Source organism: Thioalkalivibrio sp. ALMg9 (genome assembly GCF_000380625.1).
GTDB lineage: Bacteria > Pseudomonadota > Gammaproteobacteria > Ectothiorhodospirales > Ectothiorhodospiraceae > Thioalkalivibrio > Thioalkalivibrio versutus.
Map to the genome: position 1 here is coordinate 68645 of NZ_AQYC01000006.1, position 20917 is coordinate 89561.

At 68.5% G+C, this 20917-nt stretch carries 19 protein-coding genes and 1 other RNA gene; 3 read left to right on the top strand and 17 right to left on the bottom strand.

Annotated elements, in window-relative coordinates; genetic code table 11:
• Position 1: 1 nt before the first annotated feature.
• The 15 genes from F792_RS0102445 to rsmI all read right to left on the bottom strand — a co-directional run bounded on the left by F792_RS0102445 (position 2) and on the right by rsmI (position 16077).
• Positions 2–940, bottom strand: coding sequence for a D-alanine--D-alanine ligase (locus F792_RS0102445; RefSeq protein WP_018168225.1), 939 nt, complete (start codon positions 938–940; stop codon positions 2–4).
• A complete protein-coding gene (murB, locus tag F792_RS0102450; protein WP_018168226.1) occupies positions 937–1899 on the bottom strand; it encodes a UDP-N-acetylmuramate dehydrogenase in 963 nt (320 codons plus the stop codon). The genes F792_RS0102445 and murB overlap by 4 nt, the downstream gene beginning before the upstream one ends.
• Entirely contained in the window at positions 1896–3326 is a 1431-nt protein-coding gene (murC, locus tag F792_RS0102455) for a UDP-N-acetylmuramate--L-alanine ligase (protein ID WP_018168227.1), read from the bottom strand. The genes murB and murC overlap by 4 nt, the downstream gene beginning before the upstream one ends.
• Positions 3323–4417, bottom strand: a complete 1095-nt coding sequence (gene murG / locus F792_RS0102460; protein ID WP_018168228.1) for an undecaprenyldiphospho-muramoylpentapeptide beta-N-acetylglucosaminyltransferase — start codon at positions 4415–4417, stop codon at positions 3323–3325. The genes murC and murG overlap by 4 nt, the downstream gene beginning before the upstream one ends.
• A complete protein-coding gene (gene ftsW, locus F792_RS0102465; protein ID WP_018144467.1) occupies positions 4414–5619 on the bottom strand; it encodes a putative lipid II flippase FtsW in 1206 nt (401 codons plus the stop codon). Before ftsW ends, murG begins: the two co-directional genes overlap by 4 nt.
• Positions 5616–6965, bottom strand: coding sequence for a UDP-N-acetylmuramoyl-L-alanine--D-glutamate ligase (gene murD / locus F792_RS0102470; RefSeq protein WP_018168229.1), 1350 nt, complete (start codon positions 6963–6965; stop codon positions 5616–5618). Before murD ends, ftsW begins: the two co-directional genes overlap by 4 nt.
• Positions 6966–6969: 4 nt before the next feature.
• Positions 6970–8052: a phospho-N-acetylmuramoyl-pentapeptide-transferase gene (gene mraY / locus F792_RS0102475; protein ID WP_018168230.1), complete on the bottom strand. Its 1083-nt coding sequence runs from the start codon at positions 8050–8052 to the stop codon at positions 6970–6972.
• Entirely contained in the window at positions 8033–9403 is a 1371-nt protein-coding gene (gene murF / locus F792_RS0102480) for a UDP-N-acetylmuramoyl-tripeptide--D-alanyl-D-alanine ligase (protein ID WP_026304769.1), read from the bottom strand. The genes mraY and murF overlap by 20 nt, the downstream gene beginning before the upstream one ends.
• Positions 9400–10941 (bottom strand): UDP-N-acetylmuramoyl-L-alanyl-D-glutamate--2,6-diaminopimelate ligase, encoded by a 1542-nt coding sequence (locus F792_RS0102485; RefSeq protein WP_018168232.1) that lies wholly within the window; start codon positions 10939–10941, stop codon positions 9400–9402. Before F792_RS0102485 ends, murF begins: the two co-directional genes overlap by 4 nt.
• A complete protein-coding gene (locus tag F792_RS0102490) occupies positions 10938–12653 on the bottom strand; it encodes a penicillin-binding protein 2 (RefSeq protein ID WP_018168233.1) in 1716 nt (571 codons plus the stop codon). The genes F792_RS0102485 and F792_RS0102490 overlap by 4 nt, the downstream gene beginning before the upstream one ends.
• Entirely contained in the window at positions 12641–12925 is a 285-nt protein-coding gene (ftsL, locus tag F792_RS0102495) for a cell division protein FtsL (RefSeq protein ID WP_018168234.1), read from the bottom strand. The genes F792_RS0102490 and ftsL overlap by 13 nt, the downstream gene beginning before the upstream one ends.
• A complete protein-coding gene (gene rsmH, locus F792_RS0102500; RefSeq protein ID WP_018168235.1) occupies positions 12925–13851 on the bottom strand; it encodes a 16S rRNA (cytosine(1402)-N(4))-methyltransferase RsmH in 927 nt (308 codons plus the stop codon). The genes ftsL and rsmH overlap by 1 nt, the downstream gene beginning before the upstream one ends.
• A gap of 5 nt (positions 13852–13856) precedes the next feature.
• On the bottom strand, positions 13857–14297 hold the full coding sequence (gene mraZ, locus F792_RS0102505; protein WP_018144475.1) for a division/cell wall cluster transcriptional repressor MraZ: 441 nt from the start codon (positions 14295–14297) through the stop codon (positions 13857–13859).
• Between the two features lie 286 nt (positions 14298–14583).
• An RNA gene (gene rnpB, locus F792_RS14300) (RNase P RNA component class A) lies at positions 14584–14935 on the bottom strand.
• 302 nt (positions 14936–15237) lie between these two features.
• Positions 15238–16077 carry a 16S rRNA (cytidine(1402)-2'-O)-methyltransferase gene (rsmI, locus tag F792_RS0102510; protein ID WP_026313091.1) on the bottom strand — a complete coding sequence of 280 codons (840 nt, stop codon included), beginning with the start codon at positions 16075–16077 and terminating at the stop codon, positions 15238–15240.
• A 78-nt stretch (positions 16078–16155) separates the two neighbouring features.
• On the opposite strand from rsmI, the gene F792_RS0102515 reads away from it, so the two are divergent.
• From F792_RS0102515 to F792_RS0102525, 3 genes are read left to right on the top strand one after another with little or no spacing between them, the layout of a single operon-like run.
• Positions 16156–18015, top strand: a complete 1860-nt coding sequence (locus tag F792_RS0102515; protein WP_018168237.1) for a penicillin-binding protein activator — start codon at positions 16156–16158, stop codon at positions 18013–18015.
• Complete coding sequence (locus F792_RS0102520) at positions 18016–18372, top strand: YraN family protein (RefSeq protein ID WP_018168238.1); 357 nt, start codon at positions 18016–18018, stop codon at positions 18370–18372.
• A gap of 10 nt (positions 18373–18382) precedes the next feature.
• Entirely contained in the window at positions 18383–19762 is a 1380-nt protein-coding gene (locus F792_RS0102525; protein WP_018168239.1) for an FAD-binding oxidoreductase, read from the top strand.
• A gap of 68 nt (positions 19763–19830) precedes the next feature.
• On the opposite strand, the gene F792_RS0102530 is transcribed toward F792_RS0102525, so the two are convergent.
• Together F792_RS0102530 and F792_RS0102535 are read right to left on the bottom strand one after the other, a co-directional pair.
• A complete protein-coding gene (locus tag F792_RS0102530; protein WP_018144480.1) occupies positions 19831–20259 on the bottom strand; it encodes a ClpXP protease specificity-enhancing factor in 429 nt (142 codons plus the stop codon).
• Complete coding sequence (locus tag F792_RS0102535; RefSeq protein WP_018144481.1) at positions 20256–20882, bottom strand: glutathione S-transferase N-terminal domain-containing protein; 627 nt, start codon at positions 20880–20882, stop codon at positions 20256–20258. Before F792_RS0102535 ends, F792_RS0102530 begins: the two co-directional genes overlap by 4 nt.
• Between the last annotated feature and the right edge of the window lie 35 nt (positions 20883–20917).

Sequence of the window (20917 nt, forward strand, 5' to 3'; positions counted from 1 at the left end):
TTCAACGCAGTCCTCCACACTCGAAACTGGAATCGAGGATGCGCAGGCACAGCTCGTCGAAGTCGATGCCCGCCTGCGCGGCGGCCTTGGGCACCAGCGAGTGGTCGGTCATGCCCGGGATCGTGTTCACCTCGATCAGGAAGTTCTCGCCATGTTCGTCCTGCAGGATGTCCACTCGTCCCCAGCCGCAACCCTCCAGCGTCGCGAAGGCGGCGATGGCCATGGACTGCAACTCCAGCAACGCGCTGGAATCCAGCGGCGGCGGGCAGATGTAGCCGGTATCGTCGGCCTCGTACTTGGCGTGGTAATCGTAGAAACCGCCCGGGGTGCGAATCTCCACCACCGGCAACGGCTCGTTGCCGAGGATCGCGACGGTGTACTCGCGTCCGCTGATCCACTGCTCCGCGAACACCTGCCCCGGCTGCAGCCGCGCGGCCTCGAAGGCGGCCGGCAGATCGGCCACCCGATCCACCCGTGTGATCCCCAGGCTGGAGCCGCCGCGCGCGGGCTTCACGATCAATGGCAGGCCCAGTGCATCGGCCACCGCGTCGGGGTCGAACCCCGGCGTGAGCAGACGATAGGGGGCGCTCGGCAGATTGCTCCCCGCCCACAGCCGCTTGCAGGCCAGCTTGTCCATGCCCAATGCGGAACCGAGCACGCCGGTCCCGGTGTAAGGCATGCCCGCCATGTCCAGACAGCCCTGCAGGGTCCCGTCCTCGCCGCACTCCCCGTGGAGCACGATGAAGACGCGGTCGAAGTTCTCCAGGGCCAGGCAGCGAGCCGTCTCGCGGGTCAGGTCCAGGGGATGGGCATCGACACCCTGGCGCTGCAGTGCCGCCAGCACCGCCTGACCACTGTGCAGCGAGACTTCGCGCTCGCCAGACCAGCCACCCATCAGGACCGCGACACGGCCATAATCTTGTGCACTTCGCTTGCTCATGCCGTTCCCTCGCTTGCCTCGTGCGTAGCCCCTGGCCGACCCAGGACCCGGACCTCGGGCTCCAGGTGCACCCCGAACTGCCGCTGCACCTCGTCCTGGGCATGACGCAGCAACCATTCGATATCGGCGGCGCGCGCGCTGCCGTCGTGGGTGATGAAATTCGCGTGCTTGGGGGAGATCTCCGCCGCCCCGTGGCGCAGTCCCTTCAGACCGGCGGCCTCGAGCAGGCGCGCGGCGTGATCGCCCTCCGGGTTGCGGAACACCGACCCGCAGGACGGCAACCCCAACGGCTGCTTCGCGGATCGTTCGCGCAGCAACTCGCGGATGCGCCGGGTCCCGACGTCAGGGTCACCCGCGGCCAGCTGCAACACGCAGCCGGTGAACCACTCCGCCTCGGGGCCGTGGACACTGCGGTAACCGATCGTGTAGTCCGCGGGAGTGCGGGTATGCAGTTCGCCGCGCGCATCTACCGTGGAGACCGCCTCCACCAGCGGCCAGATCTCGCCACCCCAGGCGCCGGCGTTCATCCGCAGCGCGCCGCCCACGGTCCCGGGGATGCCGGCCAGGAACTCGGCCCCGACCAGCCCCTCGCGGGCCCCGAAACGCGCGGCCTGGGCGCAGGCCAACCCCGCCCCAAGCAGCAGGCGATCGCCGTCCAGGCGCCGGCGTTCGTTCAGCACTCCGGAAAGATGCACGACCAGGCCGTCCAGCCCGCCGTCACGAATGAGGACGTTGCTGCCCAGGCCGAGGAAGGTCACGGGCATCTGCGGCGCGTGGGTAGCGTGATCGCGCAGGGCAGCGACCAGGTCGTCAAGGTCCGCCGGCTGGAACAGCCAGTCGGCCGGGCCGCCTACGCGCCAGGAGGTCAGCCCGGCCAGCGGAACCTGCGCCTGCAACCGGCCACGCGTTGCCTGCGCGAACGGAGTCATCGACGAGTCCACAACGCGGGCGGCCATCATGATTCCTCCTCGCCGGCGGTCCCCAGCTGCTGCGGGAGCAGCCCGGCCAGACGGCCAATATCGCCGGCACCCTGGGCGAGCACGACATCGTCCGGCCGCAGCATCCCCGCGAGCACACCGATCACATCCTCTGCGCGCTCGACAAACACCGGCTCCACCCGCCCGCGCAGACGAATGGCGCGCGCCAGGCTGCGGCCATCGGCGCTGGGGATCGGGTCCTCCCCGGCGGCATACACCTCGAGCAGGATCAGGACATCGGTCTCGGACAGGGCCTCGGCGAAGTCCTCGAACAGATCACGCGTGCGGGTATAACGATGCGGCTGGAAGATGGTGATCCGGCGGCGGCCCGGCCAGGCATCGCGCGCGGCCGCCTGAGTGGCAGCAATCTCGCGCGGGTGATGGCCATAGTCGTCGACCAGGGTCAGGGCCCCCTGTGCGGTCCGCAGCTCCTGCACCTGGAAGCGCCGCCCAATACCCTGGAAGCGCGCCAGCGCGGCCTGGATCGCCTCGGGGGCGACCTCCAGCTCGTGCGCGACAGCCGCCGCCGCCAGGGCATTGAGCACGTTGTGGCGCCCGGGCAGGTTCAGCGTCACCGGGAACGCAGCCTGACCGGGCAACGCGAGGTCGAAGTACATGCGCACGCCTTCCTGGCGCACATTCAGGGCGCGCACGTCGGCGTCCTGTTCGATGCCGTAGGTCAGGCGCGGGCGCTCCAGTTCCGGGTACAGATCACGCACCTGCGGGTCGTCGGCGCACAACACGGCAATGCCGTAGAACGGCAGGTGGTGCAGGAATTCCAGGAAGGTCGCGCGCAGCTGGCCGAAGTCGTTGCCATAGGTCCCCAGGTGATCCGCATCGATATTGGTCACGATGCTGATCATCGGCTGCAGATGCAGGAACGAGGCGTCACTCTCGTCGGCCTCGGCCACCAGATAGTCCCCGGCGCCGAGATTCGAGTGGCTCGCCGTGCTGTTCAGGCGTCCGCCAATCACAAACGTCGGGTCCATCCCGGCCTCCGCCAGCACACTGGCGACCAGGCTGGTGGTCGTGGTCTTGCCATGGGTCCCGGCGACCGCGATGCCATAGCGAAAGCGCATCAGTTCGGCCAGCATCTCGGCGCGGCGCACGATCGGGATGCCGCGCCGACGCGCCTCCTGGACCTCGGGGTTGCTCGGATTGATCGCACTGGAAACCACCAGCACGTCGGCATCGGCCACGTTCGATTCGGTATGGGCCGCCACCACCGGGATGCCCATGCCCTTCAGGCGTTCGACCATCGCCGACTGCCCGAGATCGGATCCCGAGACCTGATATCCCAGTTGATGCAGGACCTCGGCGATCCCGCTCATGCCGGATCCCCCGATCCCCACACAATGGATCCGGCGGATACGACGCATCGCATGGCGTGGCAGGCGCGGGGCGTTCATGACGATCCCTCCCGGCGGACGCCCGCCATTTCCATGCAGGCATCGGCCAGGCGCCGTGCGGTGTCGGGGCGGGCCTGTGCGCGGGCCAGCAGGGCACGCGAGCGCAGGGCCTCGCGGTCCAGCGGGGCGACCAGCTCGTAGACCCGCTGAGCGTCCAGCTCGGCATCCGCGACCCGCCAGGCGGCACCGGATTGCACCAGGGCCTCGGCATTCGCGGTTTGATGATCGTCCACCGCATGTGGATAGGGCACGAAGATCGCCGGCACGCCGGCCGCGGCCACCTCGGCCACGGTGAGCGCGCCGGCGCGGCAGATCACCAGGTCCGCCCAGGCATAGGCCGCGGCCATGTCTTCGATAAAGGCGCTGATCTCCGCCTCCAGACCTGCCTCCGCATAGGCGGCCTGGGCCTCGTCGAGGGTGCGCTCGCCCGCCTGGTGACGGATGTTCAGCGGCTGCTCCACGGCCACGCGCGCCAGCCCGGCGGGCAGCGTGCGGTTGAGCGACCGGGCGCCCAGGCTGCCGCCCAGGACGAGGAGGTTCAGGGCGCCCTCGCGCTCGTCGAAGCGCGCCTCCGGCGCCGGGAGTTCCGCAATCGCGGCGCGCACCGGGTTGCCCACCACCGTGACCGCCACCCGCTCGGGGAAGCTGTGCTCGAAGCCGGCATAGACCCGGTCCGCCACCTTCGCCAGCCAGCGATTGGTCAGACCGGCCACAGCGTTCTGTTCGTGGATTGCCAGCGGCCGGCCCATGGCGGCCGCCATTAGTCCCCCGGGGCCGGCGGCAAACCCACCAAAGCCAATCACGGCATCCGGGCGCAGACGCGTCATCAGACCCAGGGCGGCCCACAGCGAAATGCCGAGCCGCCAGGGTGCGAGTGCTAGCCCGACCAGGCCCTTGCCGCGGATGCCGGCGATTGGAAGCGTATGCAGCTCGATCCCGGCCGCCGGCACCAGCCGCGATTCCACGCCGCGGGCCGTGCCCAGCCAGCGCACCTCGGCACCGCGTTCCCGCAGCAGGGTGGCCACTGCCAGGCCCGGGAACACATGGCCCCCGGTGCCGCCGGCCATGATCAGGATGCGCGGGGCCCTCATGCGGCACCCCCACGCCGGCGGCGCGCCGGGGGTGCGGCGCGCGGGGCCGGCACCTGGGCCTCGCGGTACACGCGCATCACCAGGCCGATAGCCGCCAGCGAGACGATCAGCGAACTGCCGCCGTAACTGAGAAACGGCAGGGTCAGGCCCTTGGTCGGAAGCAGCCCCATGTTCACCGCGAGGTTCAGGAACGCCTGCAGGCCCATCCAGATGGCCACGCCAAAGGCCAGATGCGAGCCGAAGGCGTGCCCTGCGCGCTCGGCGTACAAACCGATCTGAATGCAGCGCCAGACCAGGACTCCGAACAGCGCGATGAGGGCCACCACACCGACGAAGCCGAACTCCTCGGCAAACACCGCGAACAGGAAGTCGTTGTGCGCCTCGGGGAGGTAAAAGAGCTTCTGCACACTGTTGCCGAGCCCGGCCCCGAACCAGCCGCCGGAACCGATCGCGATCAGCGACTGGGTCAGCTGGAAACCGGTGGCGAATGGATCCTGCCAGGGATCGAGGAAGGCCGTCAGGCGCGCCACGCGGTAAGGCGCCGCGACCGCGACGACCGCCATCCCCGCCGCGATGGTGCCCGCCAGCGCGGCGAACTGCCAAAGCTTCGCACCGGCCAGAAACAGCATGCCCATGCCAATCGCCAGCATGATCGCGGCGCCGCCGAAGTCCGGCTGCAGCAACAGCAGGATGGTGCCCACCCCAAGAACGATCAGCGGGCGGATAAAACCGAGGAAGTGCAAGCGGAGCGTCGAATAGTGACGCACGATGTAGCCGGCGAGGTACATCACCACCAGCAGCTTCACCATCTCGGCGACCTGCAGGTTGAACATCCCCAGCGGGATCCAGCGGGTCGCACCGTTGACCGTGCGCCCGACGCCCGGGATCAGCACTGCGATCAGCAACGCCATCACCAGGATCAGCAGCCACGGCCCGGCGCGTTCCCAGCGCGCCAGCGGGACCACCCAGAGGAAGGTCGCCACCGCAAGCCCGATGGCGGCGAAGATGACCTGGCGCTGGAAGAAGTGCCAGGTGTTGCCGAAATAACGCTCGCCCAGCCCCATGGAGGCGGACGCGACCATCACCAGGCCGATGCCCAGCAGGATCGCCGCGACGGCCAGCAGGGGCAGGTCCACGTGGTCGCGCAGGCCGGCGACCAGGCCGCGATCCGGGAGTCCGAGGCGGGTGCTGGAGATACTCATGCTGCCAGCTCCCGGACCGCGTGCGCGAAGTGGTCGCCGCGCGCCTGATAGTTCGGGTACATGTCCAGGCTGGCGCAACCGGGCGACAGCAGGACGGTATCCCCCGGTTCCGCCCAGGCAGCGGCCTGCGCAACCGCGGCGGCCATGTCGTCCACGCGCTGGACCGGAACCACGGAGGCCAGGGCACGGGCGATCATTGGCGCGTCCTCGCCGAGCAACACCACACCACGGACCTTGCCCGGGACGTAATCGGCCAGCGGCGTAAAGTCCTGCCCCTTGCCCTGCCCGCCCGCAATCAGCACCAGCGGCCCGGGCGTACCGCGCAGGGCCGCCAGGGTCGCGCCGACATTGGTGCCCTTGGAGTCATTGATATAGGCGACACCGCCCACTTCGGCAATCCACTGCGAGCGATGCGGCAGACCAGCGAAGTCGGCCAGGGCCGCCATGGCGCGTGCGCGCGGCTCGCCCGCCTCCAGCCACGGCCAGACCAGGGCAAGCGCGGCCAGGGCGTTGGCCCAGTTGTGCTGCCCGCGCAGACGCAGATGGCCGGTCGAGAGAAGGACCTGGTCACCGCGCACCAGGTCCGGAGCATCCGCGCTGGACGGGCGCACCCCGAAATCGTCCGGGCCGGCCGGCGCATCGAGACCGAAGGAGATCACCTTCAGACCCGGCGGCAGGGCGATCTCGCGCAGCCAGGCGTCCTCGCGGTTCAACACACCACGCCCGGCGCGATCCAGGATGCGGGCCTTGGCACGCACATACGCATCCAGATCGGCGTAGCGATCCAGGTGATCAGGCGAGATATTCAGGATGGCGGCGGCCGCTGGCGCCAACATGTCGCTGCGCTCCAGCTGGAAACTGGACAGCTCCAGCACGTACAGGTCCGGGGCCTGCTCCAGCAGGTCCAGCGCCGGGGTGCCGTAGTTACCACCCACCGCCACCCGCAGGCCGGCGGCGCGCAGCAACTCGCCGACCAGCGCGGTCACCGTGCTCTTTCCGTTGGAGCCGGTAATCGCGATGACTGGGGCGCCCGCCTGCTCGGCGAACAGGTCGATGTCTCCGGTCAGGCGGGCACCGGCGGCACGCGCCCGTTGCAGGACCGGGTGCTCCAGTGCGACCCCGGGCGAGACGATGATGCGGGCAAAGCCCGCGGCGTCCAGTCGATCCAGCGGCCCGACCCAGGCATCGGCCAGCCAGGCCTTGGCACCCTCGGTCTCCAGCGCGGCCGGCGCCACGCGGGTATCGGTGATCGCGAACGGCTCACCCTGCGCACGCAGGAAGCGGGCAACCGACACGCCGGTCGCCCCCAGGCCCACGATCAGGTTGTTGTCGCCGGTTCGCGTCATGGGATCAGCGCACCTTCAGGGTCGCGAGACCGACAAGGACGAACACCACGGTCAGGATCCAGAAACGCACGATCACGCGCGGCTCCGGCCAGCCCTTGAGTTCGAAGTGGTGGTGCAGCGGCGCCATGCGGAAGATCCGCCGCCCAGTGAGTTTGAAAGAGGCGACCTGGAGCATCACCGAAAGCGTCTCCAGCACGAAGATGCCACCCATGATCAGCAACACGATCTCCTGACGGGTGATGATCGCCAGCATGCCCAGGGCCGCGCCCAGCGCGAGCGCCCCGACGTCGCCCATGAAGACCTGCGCCGGGTAGGTGTTGAACCACAGGAATCCCAGCCCGGCGCCGACCAGGGCGGAGGTAAAGATCACCACCTCGCCCACGCCGGGTACCGCCGGAATACCGAGATAGTCGGCGAATACCGCATGGCCCGCCGCGTAGGCGAACACGCCCAGGGCGCCGGCCACCAGCACCGCCGGCATGATCGCCAGGCCATCCAGCCCATCGGTCAGGTTCACGGCATTGGAGGACCCCACGACCACCAGCCAGACCAGCGGGATGAACAGCCAGCCCAGGCTGAACTGGATGTCCTTGAACACCGGCAGGTAGAAGGTGGTCTCCACCGGCCCCTGCGCGGTGTACATGATCACCCCCGCGGCGACCAGGGCGAACAGCGTCTGCCACAGGAGCTTGGCGCGCGCCGAGAGGCCCTTGCTGTTGCCGTAGCGCAGCTTCAGGTAGTCATCCCAGCCACCCACGGCGCCGAACGCCAGGGTGGTCAGCAGCACGAGCCAGACGAAGCGGTTGGTCAGATCGCTCCACAGCAGGGTCGCCGCCGCCACTGCCACCAGAATCAGGGCACCACCCATGGTCGGCGTGCCGGCCTTGGTCAAGTGCGACTCGGGACCGTCATCGCGGATCTGCTGGCCGACATTGCCGACCGTCAGGCGGCGGATCATCGCCGGCCCGATCAACAGCGCGATCGCCAATGCGGTAACCACCCCGAGGATGGCGCGAACGGTCAGGTACTGAAAGACCGTGAAGCCGGAATAGAACAGGCTCAGGTATTCAGTCAGCGCGAACAGCATTCGCCACCTCCGGCGCTGACGAGGCCAGGTCCAGCCCCTCGATGATCTGTTCCATGTGCTGGCTGCGCGAGCCCTTTACCAGGACCGTGGTGCCCTCCCCCAGGAGGTCCTCCAGGCGCGAGCGCAGCGCGGCGTGGTCGGCAAACCACTCGCCGCCGTCGCCAAAGCCCTCGGCGCTGTCGCGCGCGGCCTCGCCCAGCGCCAGGCAGTGTTCGATACCCACCGCGCGGGCCAGGTGCCCGGTTTCCCGGTGCAACGCCGGCGTGGCGGCGCCCAGTTCACCCATGGCACCCAGCACCAGGATGCGCCGACCGGGCATCGCCGCCAGCACCTCGAGCCCGGCCCGCAGCGAGTCCGGATTGGCGTTGTAGCTGTCGTCCCAAATCCGCGCGCCGCTGACGTGCCACAGCTCCTGCAGACGGCCGCGCACCGGCTTCCAGCGGGTGAGCCCGTCGACGATTCGGTCAATCCCGATACCGACCGCGTTCGCCGCGGCCGCGGCCGCCACGGCATTGGCTGCGACGTGGCGACCGGGGCCGGCCAGGCGCAGATCGCGGACGGCCCCGAGGATGGATAGACGCAGCCGGTCCGGGGCCTGCCACATGCCTTCCACCTCGCCGCCACCCTCCAGCGAGAAGCGCTGGCAGTGGTGATGCTCGTTCAGCGACAGCCAGTAGTCGGCAAACGGATCATCCAGATTGATGACCGCGGTGCCGCCCTGGGCCGGGAGACCGGAGTAGATCTCGGCCTTGGCATGGGCGACGCCCTCCAGGCTGCCGAAGCCCTCGAGATGGGCGCGACCGGCATTGGTGATCATGGCGACCTGCGGTTCGACCCAGCGCGCCATGCGCCCGATCTCACCGGCATGATTGGCGCCCAGTTCGATGACCGCGTAGTCGACGTCACAGGGCATCGCCAGCAATGTCAGCGGCGCGCCGATCTCGTTATTCAGGTTGCCCGCGGTGGCATGCACCGACCCCACCCCCTCAAGGATGCAGCGGAGCATCTCCTTGGTCGTGGTCTTGCCATTGGAGCCGGTCAGGGCAATCACCCGCGCGCGGCTCTGGCGCCGCCAATGGCGGCCCAGGCGGCCCAGGGCCTCGCGGGTATCGGCCACGATGATCTGCGGCTGTGGCACATCGAGCGCCCGCTCCACCAGCAGCACGGCCGCCGGCAGGTCGGCACCGACCTGTGCGTGGGCATCGAAATTCGGCCCCTTCAACGCGATGAACAGCGCTCCCGGGCGCGGCTCGCGAGTGTCCGTAAACACGCCCTCGAAGGCCGTGTCGGGCACCCCTTGCAGGCGCCCATGGACCGCCTCGGCCAATTCCTGGCTGGTCATTCGAATCATTGTCCCTCCCCCCTGATCGCGCGGTCCTGGCCACGCCTGTCCTGCGGGTGCCGGCACGCCCGGGCCTGCACCTGTTCGCGGTCGCTGAACGGATAGCGCTGACCGCGGATCTCCTGGGTCGTCTCGTGACCCTTACCGGCCACCAGCACCACATCCCCGGCAACGGCCTCGGCCAGCGCACTGGCAATCGCCGTTGCGCGATCGCCAATCTCGTGGCATTCGGCGGAATCGGCGCAGCCGGCAAGGATCTCGGCGCGGATCTCGGCCGGGTCTTCTCCGCGCGGGTTGTCATCGGTCACAAAGATCACGTCGGCCTCCCGGCAGGCCACCTGGCCCATTGCCGGGCGCTTGCCTCGATCGCGGTCGCCGCCGCAGCCGAACACCACACTCAGGCGCCCGCGTACATGGGGTCGAAGCGCCTGCAATGCAGCCTCCAGGGCCTGGGTAGTATGTGCGTAATCGACCACCGCCAAGGCCCCGTTAGCGAGCGGGAAGCGCTCCATGCGGCCGGGCACGCCGGGGAGTTCGGCGACTGCCGCGATCGCCTCCTCGCGCTCTACCCCGAGGCCCTGCAGGGTGGCGAGGGTCGCCAGCAGATTGCCGACCTGGAACAGGCCGAACAGGGTGGAACGAACCGGATAGGCCCGGCCGTCGGCCTCGAGGGTGAAACGCAGCCCTTCGGCTGTGGCCTCTACGTCTCGGGCGCGCAGATCGGCGGGTGCACCCAGTGCACTGTAGGTCAGGGCCTGAACGCCCGCCGGCAGATGCTGCACAACCTGGCGTCCAAAGGCATCATCGATATTCAGGACCGCCGTTTGCAGGCCAGGCCAGACAAACAGCCGCGCCTTGGCTGCCGCATACGCCTCCTGACTACCGTGGAAATCGAGGTGATCGGAGCTCAGTCGGGTGAGCACCCCGACGCTGATCGGGGCTCCGGCGAGGCGCCCTTGTGCCAAACCGTGCGAGGAGGCCTCCAGCGCCACGGCACCACAACCGGCCGCGGCCAGCTCGGCCAGGTGGCGATGCAGGTCCAGTACGCCCGGGGTCGTGTGTCCGGTATCCACCAGGTGGCCCGGTCGCCCGACGCCGAGCGTGCCGATCAGACCGGTGGGCCGACCCAGGGTCTCCAGGGCCATCGCGATCAGGTGCGTGACCGAGGTCTTGCCGTCGGTACCGGTCACCGCCACCAGCGGGGCCGCCTCCGGCCAGCTACCGAACAATCCGCGCGCCATCTGCGGCAGCCGTTCCCGCAGGCCCGGCACATGGAGCATCGGCACAGCAGGGAATGTTTCCGGGGTTCCGGCCTCGTCCCACAGGATCACGCCGGCACCCCGTGCCACGGCATCGGCAGCATGCGCCAGCCCATGGCCGTGCGTGCCGGCCAGGGCCACAAAGGCTGTGCCGGGCGCGACCCGGCGGCTATCCTGAACCAGGTCGGCGACCGGCAAGTCCGCCAGGCCGGGGCGCAGGAGACCGGCCGGCAACAAGTCGCCCAGCACCGGTCCCGCCCCGCCTCGGGTATCACGGGCGGCCATCATGTCGTCCCCTCGTGATCCGCGGCCAGGCGCATGGGGACCTCCGGCATCGCGTCCGGGCGCACGTTGAACATGCGCAGGGCCGAACCGACGACATTACGGAACACCGGCGCGGCGACCGCCCCACCGTAGTAGACGCCGGCATCCGGCTCGTCGATCACCACGGCCATGACAAAACGCGGATCGGAGGCCGGGGCCAGGCCGACGAAACTCGAAAAATAGCGGTCCTCGGTATAACCGCCCGGACCGCTCTTGCGGCTGGTGCCGGTCTTGCCGGCCACGCGGTAACCGTCGATCGCCGCCTGACGCGCGGTGCCCTCGGTACCGATCACATGTTCCATCATTGCCAGCACCTGGCGGGCAGTACGCGGAGTCATCACCTGCGCCGACTCGCGCAGATCGTCGGCGGTGCGCACCAGACGCACCGGCACCCGCTCGCCGTCATTGGCAAAGGCGGTGTAGGAGGCCGCCATCTGCAACGGCGACAGCGACAGCCCGTAGCCATAACCGAGCGTGGCCTGTTCGACCTCGCGCCAGGTGGTGAAATCGCGCAGACGCCCCGTGGCCTCGCCCGGGAAATGGGTACCCAGCGCCTGCCCGAAGCCCGCCTGATGCAGGGTCTTCCAGAAACGATCCGCGGGGGTATCCAAAGCCAGCTGTGTGGCCCCGACATTGCTCGAACGGGCGATCAGGGTGGTGAGGTCGATCGTCCCGTAGTCGCGCAGGTCGCGCACGGTCAGGCGCCCCACCCGCATGGTGCCGGGGCCGGTCTCCAGCGTGGTGTTGGCATCCACCACACCGGCATCCAGGGCGGCCGCCACGGTAAACGGCTTCAGCACCGACCCGGGCTCCATGGTATCGGTGATGGCCCGGTTGCGGGCGCGATCGGAACGGATAGCACCGCGATTGTTCGGGTTGAATCCGGGCTGATTGACCAGCGCCAGGATCTCGCCGCTGCGGGCGTCCAGAAGGACAGCGGAGCCGCCACGGGCATTGTGTTCGGCGACCGCGGTCTTCAGTTCGCGGTACGCCAGATACTGTAGGCGCTGATCCAGAGTCAGGGCCAGGGTGTTGCCGTCACGCGCGGGGCGGATACTGGCGACATCACGGATGCTGCGGCCATAGCGATCGCGCAGCACCCGCTTGGCGCCCGGATGACCGGACAACCACTGGTCAAAGGCCAGTTCCACGCCCTCCTGGCCCTGATCGTCGATATTGGTATAGCCCAGCACATGCGAGGTGGCCTCGCCATGCGGGTAATAACGCCGGAATTCGCGGGTCAGGCCGACGCCCTGGATGCGCAGGGCCGCTACGCGCTCGGCCTGATCCGGCAACATTTGGCGACGCAGGTAGATGAATTCGCGCGAGGCACGCGCCTCGATACGCTCCGCCAGCCAGTCCGGCTCCACCTCCAACGCCGCGGCCAAATCCGGCCAGCGCTCGCGCTGGCCCATCAAGTCCTGCGGGTTGGCCCAGGCGGTCTGTACCGGGGCCGAAATGGCCAGGGGTTCGCCGTGACGGTCGGTAATCATTCCGCGGTTCGCGGACTCGGTCAGGGTGCGCACCTGGCGCTGCTCGCCCTGCTTGGTCAGGAAGTCGCGCTCCAGGACCTGCAGATCGACGGCGCGCAACAGCAACGCGGCGCTCGCGACGGCGAACACGGCGATCACGACCTTCAGACGGCCACCACTGATCTGCCGCTTCAGCGCGCCCACGAGCTACCCCCGATCACCACGATGCGATCCGAATCGGGCTGAATCATGTCGAGACGCTCGCGCGCCTGCTCCTCGACCCGGCCCTGGGTCGCCCAGGTCGATTGCTCGATCTGCAACTGCGTCCACTCGAGATTCAGGACATCGCGCTGGCTCAATGCCTGCTGCTGGTCGATAAAGGCCTGGCGCGACTCATGCTTGGCCGCCACCACCCCAACCGCCGAGGCAAACACCCCGGTTGCCAGCGCCACCGCCAGGAGCCCGCGCGCAACCATCAGAGCCGCTCCCCGACACGCAGCACGGCCGAGCGCGAACGCGGATTGATGCGCTGCTCCTCGCGATCGGCATGGATCGGCTTGCCGACCGGGCGCAGCTTGCGCTCCGGCTCCTCCGGCATCACCGGAAGGCCGCGCGGCAGGCGCACGCTGGACACCGGCTTGCGCAGGGCCTGCTTTACCAGTCGGTCTTCCAGTGAATGGAAGCTGATCACCACCAGCCGCGCACCAGGCGGGAGCACATCGGGGATCGTCGCCAGCCACTGCTCCAGCTCGGACAGCTCCGCGTTCACGAAGATGCGCAGCGCCTGGAAGGTTCGAGTGGCCGGGTGCTTTCCGGGCTCGCGTTTCGGGACCGCCCGGCGAACGATTTCGGCCAGTTCGCCGGTGCGGCTAAGGGGTGCCTCGGTGCGTGCAGCCACAATGGCCCGGGCAATGCGCCGCGAGTGGCGCTCCTCGCCGTATTGATAGATCACATTCGCGATCTCGGTCTCGTCGGCCCGCGCCAGCCACTCCGCCGCGCTCTCGCCGCTGTTCGGATCCATGCGCATGTCCAGCGGGCCGTCATGCTGAAAACTGAATCCGCGCTCGGGCGTATCCAGCTGGGGCGAGGACACGCCCAGGTCCAGAAAGACGCCGTCCGGACCCCGGTCCGGCGACCGCCGTTCCAGCGTGGCGGCCATGGTCGAGAACGGCGCGGCCTCGAAGGCAAAACGCGGATCATCGGCAAAGGAGGCGGCCGCCGTGGCGGCCTCCGGATCGCGATCCATGGCCAGCAGCCGGCCGTCCGGGCCCAGGCGATCCAGGATCGCCCGGCTGTGCCCACCGCGGCCGAAGGTGCCATCGACGTAAAAGCCGTCAGCGCGCACGGCCAGGCCCTCCAGCACCGCGTCGCGCAGCACCGGGATGTGGGAGACGGCTTCCATGTCCGTCACAACGCGATGGACTCGAGCGCTTCATCATCCACGTCACCCCCCAGCACCTGGGCGCAGGTCTCCTCCCAGGCGGCCTCGCCCCAGATCTCGAACTTCTTGCCCTGGCCCAGCAGCACCACCCGCTTTTCCAGGCCGGCGTACTGACGCAGGGGCGGGGGCAGCAACAGGCGGCCGCTGCCGTCCAGCTCGCACTCGGTGGCATGGCCCACCAGCAGGCGCTGCAGATTGCGCACCTTGGGATTCATGTTGGGGCGGGACATCAGGTTCTGCTCAATGCGCTCCCACTCGGGGAACGGGTACAAGAGCAGGCAGCGGGAGGGATCAACCGTGATCACCAGCTGACTGTTGCAGCTCGCAGCGAGGTCGTCGCGATACCGCGCCGGCATGGCCAGGCGGCCCTTCGCATCCAGATTGAGCTGGCTAACGCCTCGAAACATCGCTGATAACGGTGGTTACCCACCTTTCCCCACTTTGACCCACTTTCCGACACTATAGGTACGGGCATCCTCCAGAGTCAAGAAAATCGACCCCGAAAAACGAAAAATAAGCGTTGAATCACAGAGACTTAGCGCATCCACCCCGAGGCGGACGAAAGAGCGGGGAGAAGGGTATTAAAAGCCTCGCGTTGAGGCTCAAACTTAATGCATCACCTTACAAGTTTGCCGCACACACAGCCGTGTACGCGCAGACCGGGGCGGCCGCGGGGGCTTGATCGTGGGAAAAAGTGGGAGCCGGCCGTAAGCCGGGTTCTGTCGAGGACAGTCATTCATCTGGGACGTCCGTCACCGGACGCCTCGAGCAGCCTACCCGGGTGCGATGCGGGCCACACCATGCACCCCTATTTGGCCTTGCTCCGGACGGGGTTTACCCTGCCACGAACTGTTACCAGTCGCGCGGTGCGCTCTTACCGCACCATTTCACCCTTACCTGTACCCGGCGAACCGGGCCATCGGCGGTATGTTTTCTGCGGCACTTTCCGTCGGCTCGCGCCGCCCAGGCGTTACCTGGCGTCCTGCCCTATGGAGCCCGGACTTTCCTCCACATCCGAGGATGCAGCGACTGCCTGGCCGACTCCCGCGCTCCTTGTACGCCGCCGCGTGCGCGAACGCAAGCCTTTTCAACGGCCTGCCCCAAGGGCCTCCGTCCACAACGAAGCACACCAAGACACGAAGGACGTCAAGAGCAGCCCCCAGGAAGAGGGGACGATCGGAAGGCAATCAATTCAACGAACGACAGGGTTATCGCCACGATGCCGGAACGCAGCCAGCCATCCCCGCCAACAATGATTATTTCCGTTCTTCCAAACCTTCCTGCCGATGGCTTCTGACCTTGATCCGCTGCGTGTCTGCGCACGCTTCATTGCGGACCCAAACCGTCCTATCCTCCGGCGTCCTTGAGGGCGAGGGCGCGGGCGTAGACGCGGTTACGCGGCAGGTCGGTGGCATCGGAGAGCAGGCGGGCAGCGCGCTTGAGGGGGAGTTCGTGCAGCAGTGCCGCGAGCAGGCGCTCGTGCTCGTCGGACAGGGGCATGTCGGCCTCGCCCCCCGTGTCAGGCGCGGGCGCCGGCCCCAGGATCAGCACGAACTCGCCGCGGGTGCGGTTGCTGTCGGCATCCAGCCAGGCCGGCAGTTCGCCGGCGGGGCCGCGATAGTGTTCCTCGAACTGCTTGGTCAACTCCCGCGCCAGGAAGACCTCCCGCCCCGGTGCCAGCTGCGCCAGGTTGGCGGCGGCCGCGCGAACACGGTGCGACGATTCGAACAGAATGGTGGTGACCGGCTGGACCAGCAATGCCTCCAGCCGCCGTTGGCGCGCCCCGGCGGCATGCGGCAGGAAGCCCTCGAAGCAGAAGCGGTCGGACGGCAGCCCGGCAACCGCCAGCGCAGCCAGAGGCGCACTGGGACCCGGTACGGCGCGCACATCCAACCCGGCCTCGCGCGCCGCCCTCACCAGCCGAAAACCCGGGTCCGACACCAGCGGCGTGCCGGCATCGGAAATCAGCGCGACGGACTCCCCCGCCCTCAGCGCCTCCAGCAGCGAGGGAATACGCTCTGCCTCGTTATGCTCGTGCAGGCTGACCAGCGGCGTGTGCACGCCCAGATGCGCCAGCAGCCCGGCGCTGTGTCGCGTATCCTCCGCCGCAATGCGCTGCACCCGACCGAGGACCTCGCCCGCCCGCGGGCTCATATCTCCAAGATTACCAATCGGGGTAGCCACCACCCACAACGTGCCCCAGTTCGTTGACACGGCCTGATGCGCTTTCAATACTGACTCCTCATTCGCTGACGAACCGCTATCGTGACCCGAATCCCCGAACGCGCCGGGCATACCCGGCCCCTGTCCCGTCTTGCCCTGTTGCTGCTGGCCACGGCCATCGTGGTGGGCTGTGCCACGCCGCGCCCGGATCCGGAGCCGACCCCGGACGCCGAGGTGCGGCCGGACCTGGCCGAACTGCCTCCCGAGGTGCGCGCCAGCCTGCTGCTGAGCGAGGCCCGCTCGCGGCCGGAGCCCGACCTGGTGCGCCGCGCCATCGAGGCCGTGCTGGCGCTCGATCCCGCGACGCCGGACCAGCTGGACCGGGCCGAAGCCCTGTGGGCCGAGCTTCCCGACGCCGAGCGGGACACCCAGGAAGCCCGCCTTCTAGGCGCGCGACTCGCAGCAGCGCAACGGGATTGGGAGCTCGCCCGCGAACGACTGGGTGCAGACGACCCGGACGACCCCACGCGATCCCCGGAGGTCTATCGCCAGGGGCTTGCCCTGCACGCCCGGATGCTGGAACAGGAGAGCCAATGGTATCAGGCCCTGGACACCCGGCTGCGCCTGGACCGCCTGCTGATCATGGAGCCCGACACACACGCCGAGAATCAGCAGCGCATATGGGGGCTGCTCGCAGCCCTGCGCCCGGCCCAGCGCGACCGGATCGTGGGCAACCACCCACCGGATGGGGATGCCTGGGTCAGCCTGTTCCGACTGCTGCGGGCCGCCGATACCGAGGAACAGGCGCACCTGGCCGCCGGATTGTGGCGCGAGCGCCATCCCGCGCATCCGGCCAACAGCCTGCTGCCGGAACTCGTCGCCAGCCACCCGCTGGTCGCGGACGCGCCTGGGGACACCCTGGTGCTGCTGCCACTGTCGGGCGACCTGGCCGCACTGGGCAACGCCATACTCGACGGAATCACCCGCGCCTACTACGCGGAGGGTGGCGGCAACGGCCGGCTGATCGTGCGCGACACGCGCGGCGAGCCGGACGGCGCGGCCGCCCTGTACCGGCGTGGCGTGGACTCCGGCGTCGCGCGCATCATCGGTCCGCTGCGGCGTGAGTCGGTAAGCCAGGTGGCCGCTAGCGATCAGACCCTCCCGACCATCCTGCTGAACCGCACGGAAGTCTCGACCCCCAGCGAACTCACAACGCTGGCCTTGAATCCGGAAGAGGATGCCCGTGCGGTGGCCGACCGGGCGGCCCGCGCCGGCTGGCATCACCCGCTGGTGCTCCTGCCGGAAGGGGCCTTCGGCGATCGCGTGGCAAGTGCCTTCCGGGCGGCATTGGCCGACGAGGACCGGCGCCCGCGAGACGTCATTCGCATCCAGCCCAGCGCCGGGGAGCTGAACGCTACCATTGGCAACGCACTCGGCATCCAGCAGAGCGAGGCGCGCATTCGCGATGTGGCACGCCGGACCGGGCTGGAACTGGAAGGCGACCCTCAGGTGCGCGCGGATGTGGACCACATCTTCATTGCCGGCACGGCGCCGCAAGTTCGGCGCATCGTGCCGCATCTCCATTTCCACCGGGCCAGCCAGCTCCCGATGATGGCCACGCCCCATGTCTATTCCGGACGCCCGGATGCCAATCGCGACGCCGATCTCAACGGGATCGTGTTCCCCGATACCCCCCGGCTGTTCGACCGGGTGAGCCCCCTGGCGAACGACGAACAAACGCGCGACGAGGCACTCCCCCGGTTCGTCGCCCTGGGCATGGACGCGATGCGCCTGAGCCTGCGCCAGGACGGGATTCGCAACGCCCCCCATCATCAGCTAACCGGCGGCGCTGGCACCTGGAGCCTGAACCCCTTCAACCACGAGTGGGTGAGAGAACCGGCCTGGGCGCGCTTCGAGGGCGGCGAGCCCCGACGCATCGACGTACACCCCGGAGAATCCTGAGTGTTTCGCCCGGGTGCCTCGGGGCAGGCCGCCGAGAAGCGAGCCGCGGACCACCTGGAGGCACACGGGCTGCAGATCCGTGCGCGTAACGTCCGCCGCCCTTACGGCGAGCTCGACCTGGTCGCACTCGAGGACGATACCCTGGTGCTGGTGGAAGTACGCAAGCGCAGCCACCCGGGCTTTGGGGGCGGCGCGGAGAGCATCGACCGGCGCAAGCGTGAACGCCTGTTGCGGGTGGCCGAGGCGTACCTGCAGGAAAGCGCCTGGAACGGCCCGGTCCGCTTTGATGTGATGACCCTGGATGGCCAGGACCGGATCGAGTGGCTGCAGGACGCCATCCAGGCATCCACCCCGTGAGCGCCCACCGATGATCCCTCTGGCTCGCGAACTGGAACAGCTCCTGGCGCCCGGCGATCGTCTGCTCGATCCCGCGGACTGCTGGACCTACGGTGCCGACAACTCGAAGCTGCATGCGGTGCCCGACGCCGTCGCCTTCCCACGGGACGCCGATATGGTGCGCGAGCTGGTGCGCCTTTGCCGGCGCCTCGGCGTGGCCCTGACCAGCCGCGGACGCGGCACCGGCACCACCGGTGCCGCGGTCCCGGACCATGGCGGCCTGGTGGTGTCATTCGAGCACATGAACCGCATCCTGGAGGTGGATCCGGACAATCGCTGGCTGATCGCGGAGCCGGGCGCCACCAACGGCGAGATCCAGCAGGCGGCAGGCGCCACGGGCTTCTTCTGGCCGCCGGACCCCACCAGTAGCGCCTATTGCACGCTCGGTGGGAATCTCGCCTATAACTCCGCCGGCCCGCACGCGGTCAAGTACGGCACCCCGCGTGACAACACCCTGGGCCTGTCCGGCGTGGCCGGAACCGGCGAGGCATTCCGCACCGGCGTCCATACCACCAAGGGCGTGGTGGGCTACGACCTCACCCGTCTGCTGATCGGATCCGAAGGGACCCTGGCCGTGCTCACCGAGGCCACCTTGCGCCTGACACCCAAGCCGGAGGCGACTCGTCTGATCCAGGCGGTCTACCGTGACGTCGGCGCCGCAGCCCGGGCCGTATCCCGGCTGATGGCGCGCGCCGAGGTCCCGTCGGCGCTGGAGTTCATGGACCATTCCGCGATCACGATGATCCGCGCCTACTCGCCGGATTGCCCCCTGCCCGCCGCTGCCGGCGCGATCCTGATGATCGAGACCGATGGCACCGAGGCCGGCATCGAGGCCACCACCGCCGGCATCCGGCGCGCGGCCGAGGGCGAAGGTTGCGTGCAGACCCTCAGCGCCGACACCCCGGAAGAGGCCCAGGCGCTCTGGGCCGTGCGCAAGGCCCTGTCACCGGCGTTACGCACGGTGGCGCCGAAAAAGATCAACGAAGACGTGGTCGTGCCGGTCTCGCGCATTCCCGACCTGATTGCCGGGCTCGACCGGCTGGCCACGGAACACGCGATCAAGATCGTGAACTTCGGCCATGCCGGCAACGGCAACATTCATCTAAACCTGCTGGTGAACCCGGATGACCCGGCGGAACTCGCGGCGGCGGAGCGTTGCCTGGACGGCGTCTTCACCCTGGTGTTGTCGCTGGGCGGGACGCTCTCGGGCGAACATGGCATCGGGCTGGTGAAGCGACCGTATATCAGCCGGGAACTGGACCCGGTGGCACTGGGACTGATGGCCGGCATCAAGCGAACGTTCGACCCGGACAACATCCTGAACCCGGGCAAGGCGCCCGGACCCGCCTAGCTAGGTACCGGGCAAGGGAATCCCCTCCCCAGCAGGGACCGGAAAAGAAAAGGGCCCCGGAAGGGGCCCTACTTCACGACCTTCAGTGCCGGACCCTTGCGCTTCGGGGCCGGCGAATCCTCCCCGCCCCCGTCATCACCAGAACCATCCGGAGGCGTGCCCGGACCGTCGTCGTCGGGGCCGGGCCCCGGCTCGCTGCCGAACATCATCCCCTGACCGTTCTCGCGCGCGTAGACTGCGAGCACCGCTTGCATCGGCACAAAGACATCCATCGGGCTGCCCGCGAACCGGGCCGAGAAGGCCACCGCCTCGTCACCGATGTTCAGGGCCTGCACTGCGGTCGGACCGACATTGAGCGTGATCTTGCCCTGGTCGACGAACGCCTCCGGAACGATCACCCCTTCGACTGTCGCGTCGACCAGGAGATGCGGCGTGAAGCCGTTATCCGTAACCCACTCCCACAGAGCCCGGAGCAGATAGGGGCGCGACGAAGTCACAGGCGCAGCTCGCGCTCGGCCTCGGTCAGACTCACCTGGAACGATTCACGCTTGCAGACGCGATCGGCATATTCCTGAATCGCCTGCGGCAACGCCGTCAGATCGATGCCTACGGCGGGAAGCCGCCACATCACCGGGGCGATGGCGCAGTCCACAATCGAGAACTCGTCGCTCAGGAAATACGGCTTGAGCTCGAAGATCTCGGCCGAGCTGACCAGGCTTTCGCGCAGGATCTTGCGCGCCTTGGTCAAGCCGGAGCCGGAGGCCTGGTTGACGGCATCGAGACCCTCGTACCAGTCACGCTCCACGCGATAAAGCGCCAGCCGCGCGGCCGCCCGCGAGACCGGATCCACCGGCATCAGCGGCGGATGCGGAAAGCGTTCATCCAGGTACTCGGTGATGACGTGCGTGCCGTACAGGGCCAGGTCGCGATCCACCAGGGTCGGGACCTCGTTGTACGGGTTCAGGTCGGAGAGATCCTCGGGCAGTTCATCGGGCCCGAGATTGACGACATCCACGGCGATGTCCTTCTCCGCAAGGATGATGCGCACCCGGTGGCAACGCACGCAGTCGTGAGCAGAAAACAGGGTCATAACGGAACGACGGTTGGCGACCAGCGCCATGGCTTTCTCCCTAGCCCGGCCGAACGGTTTCCGGT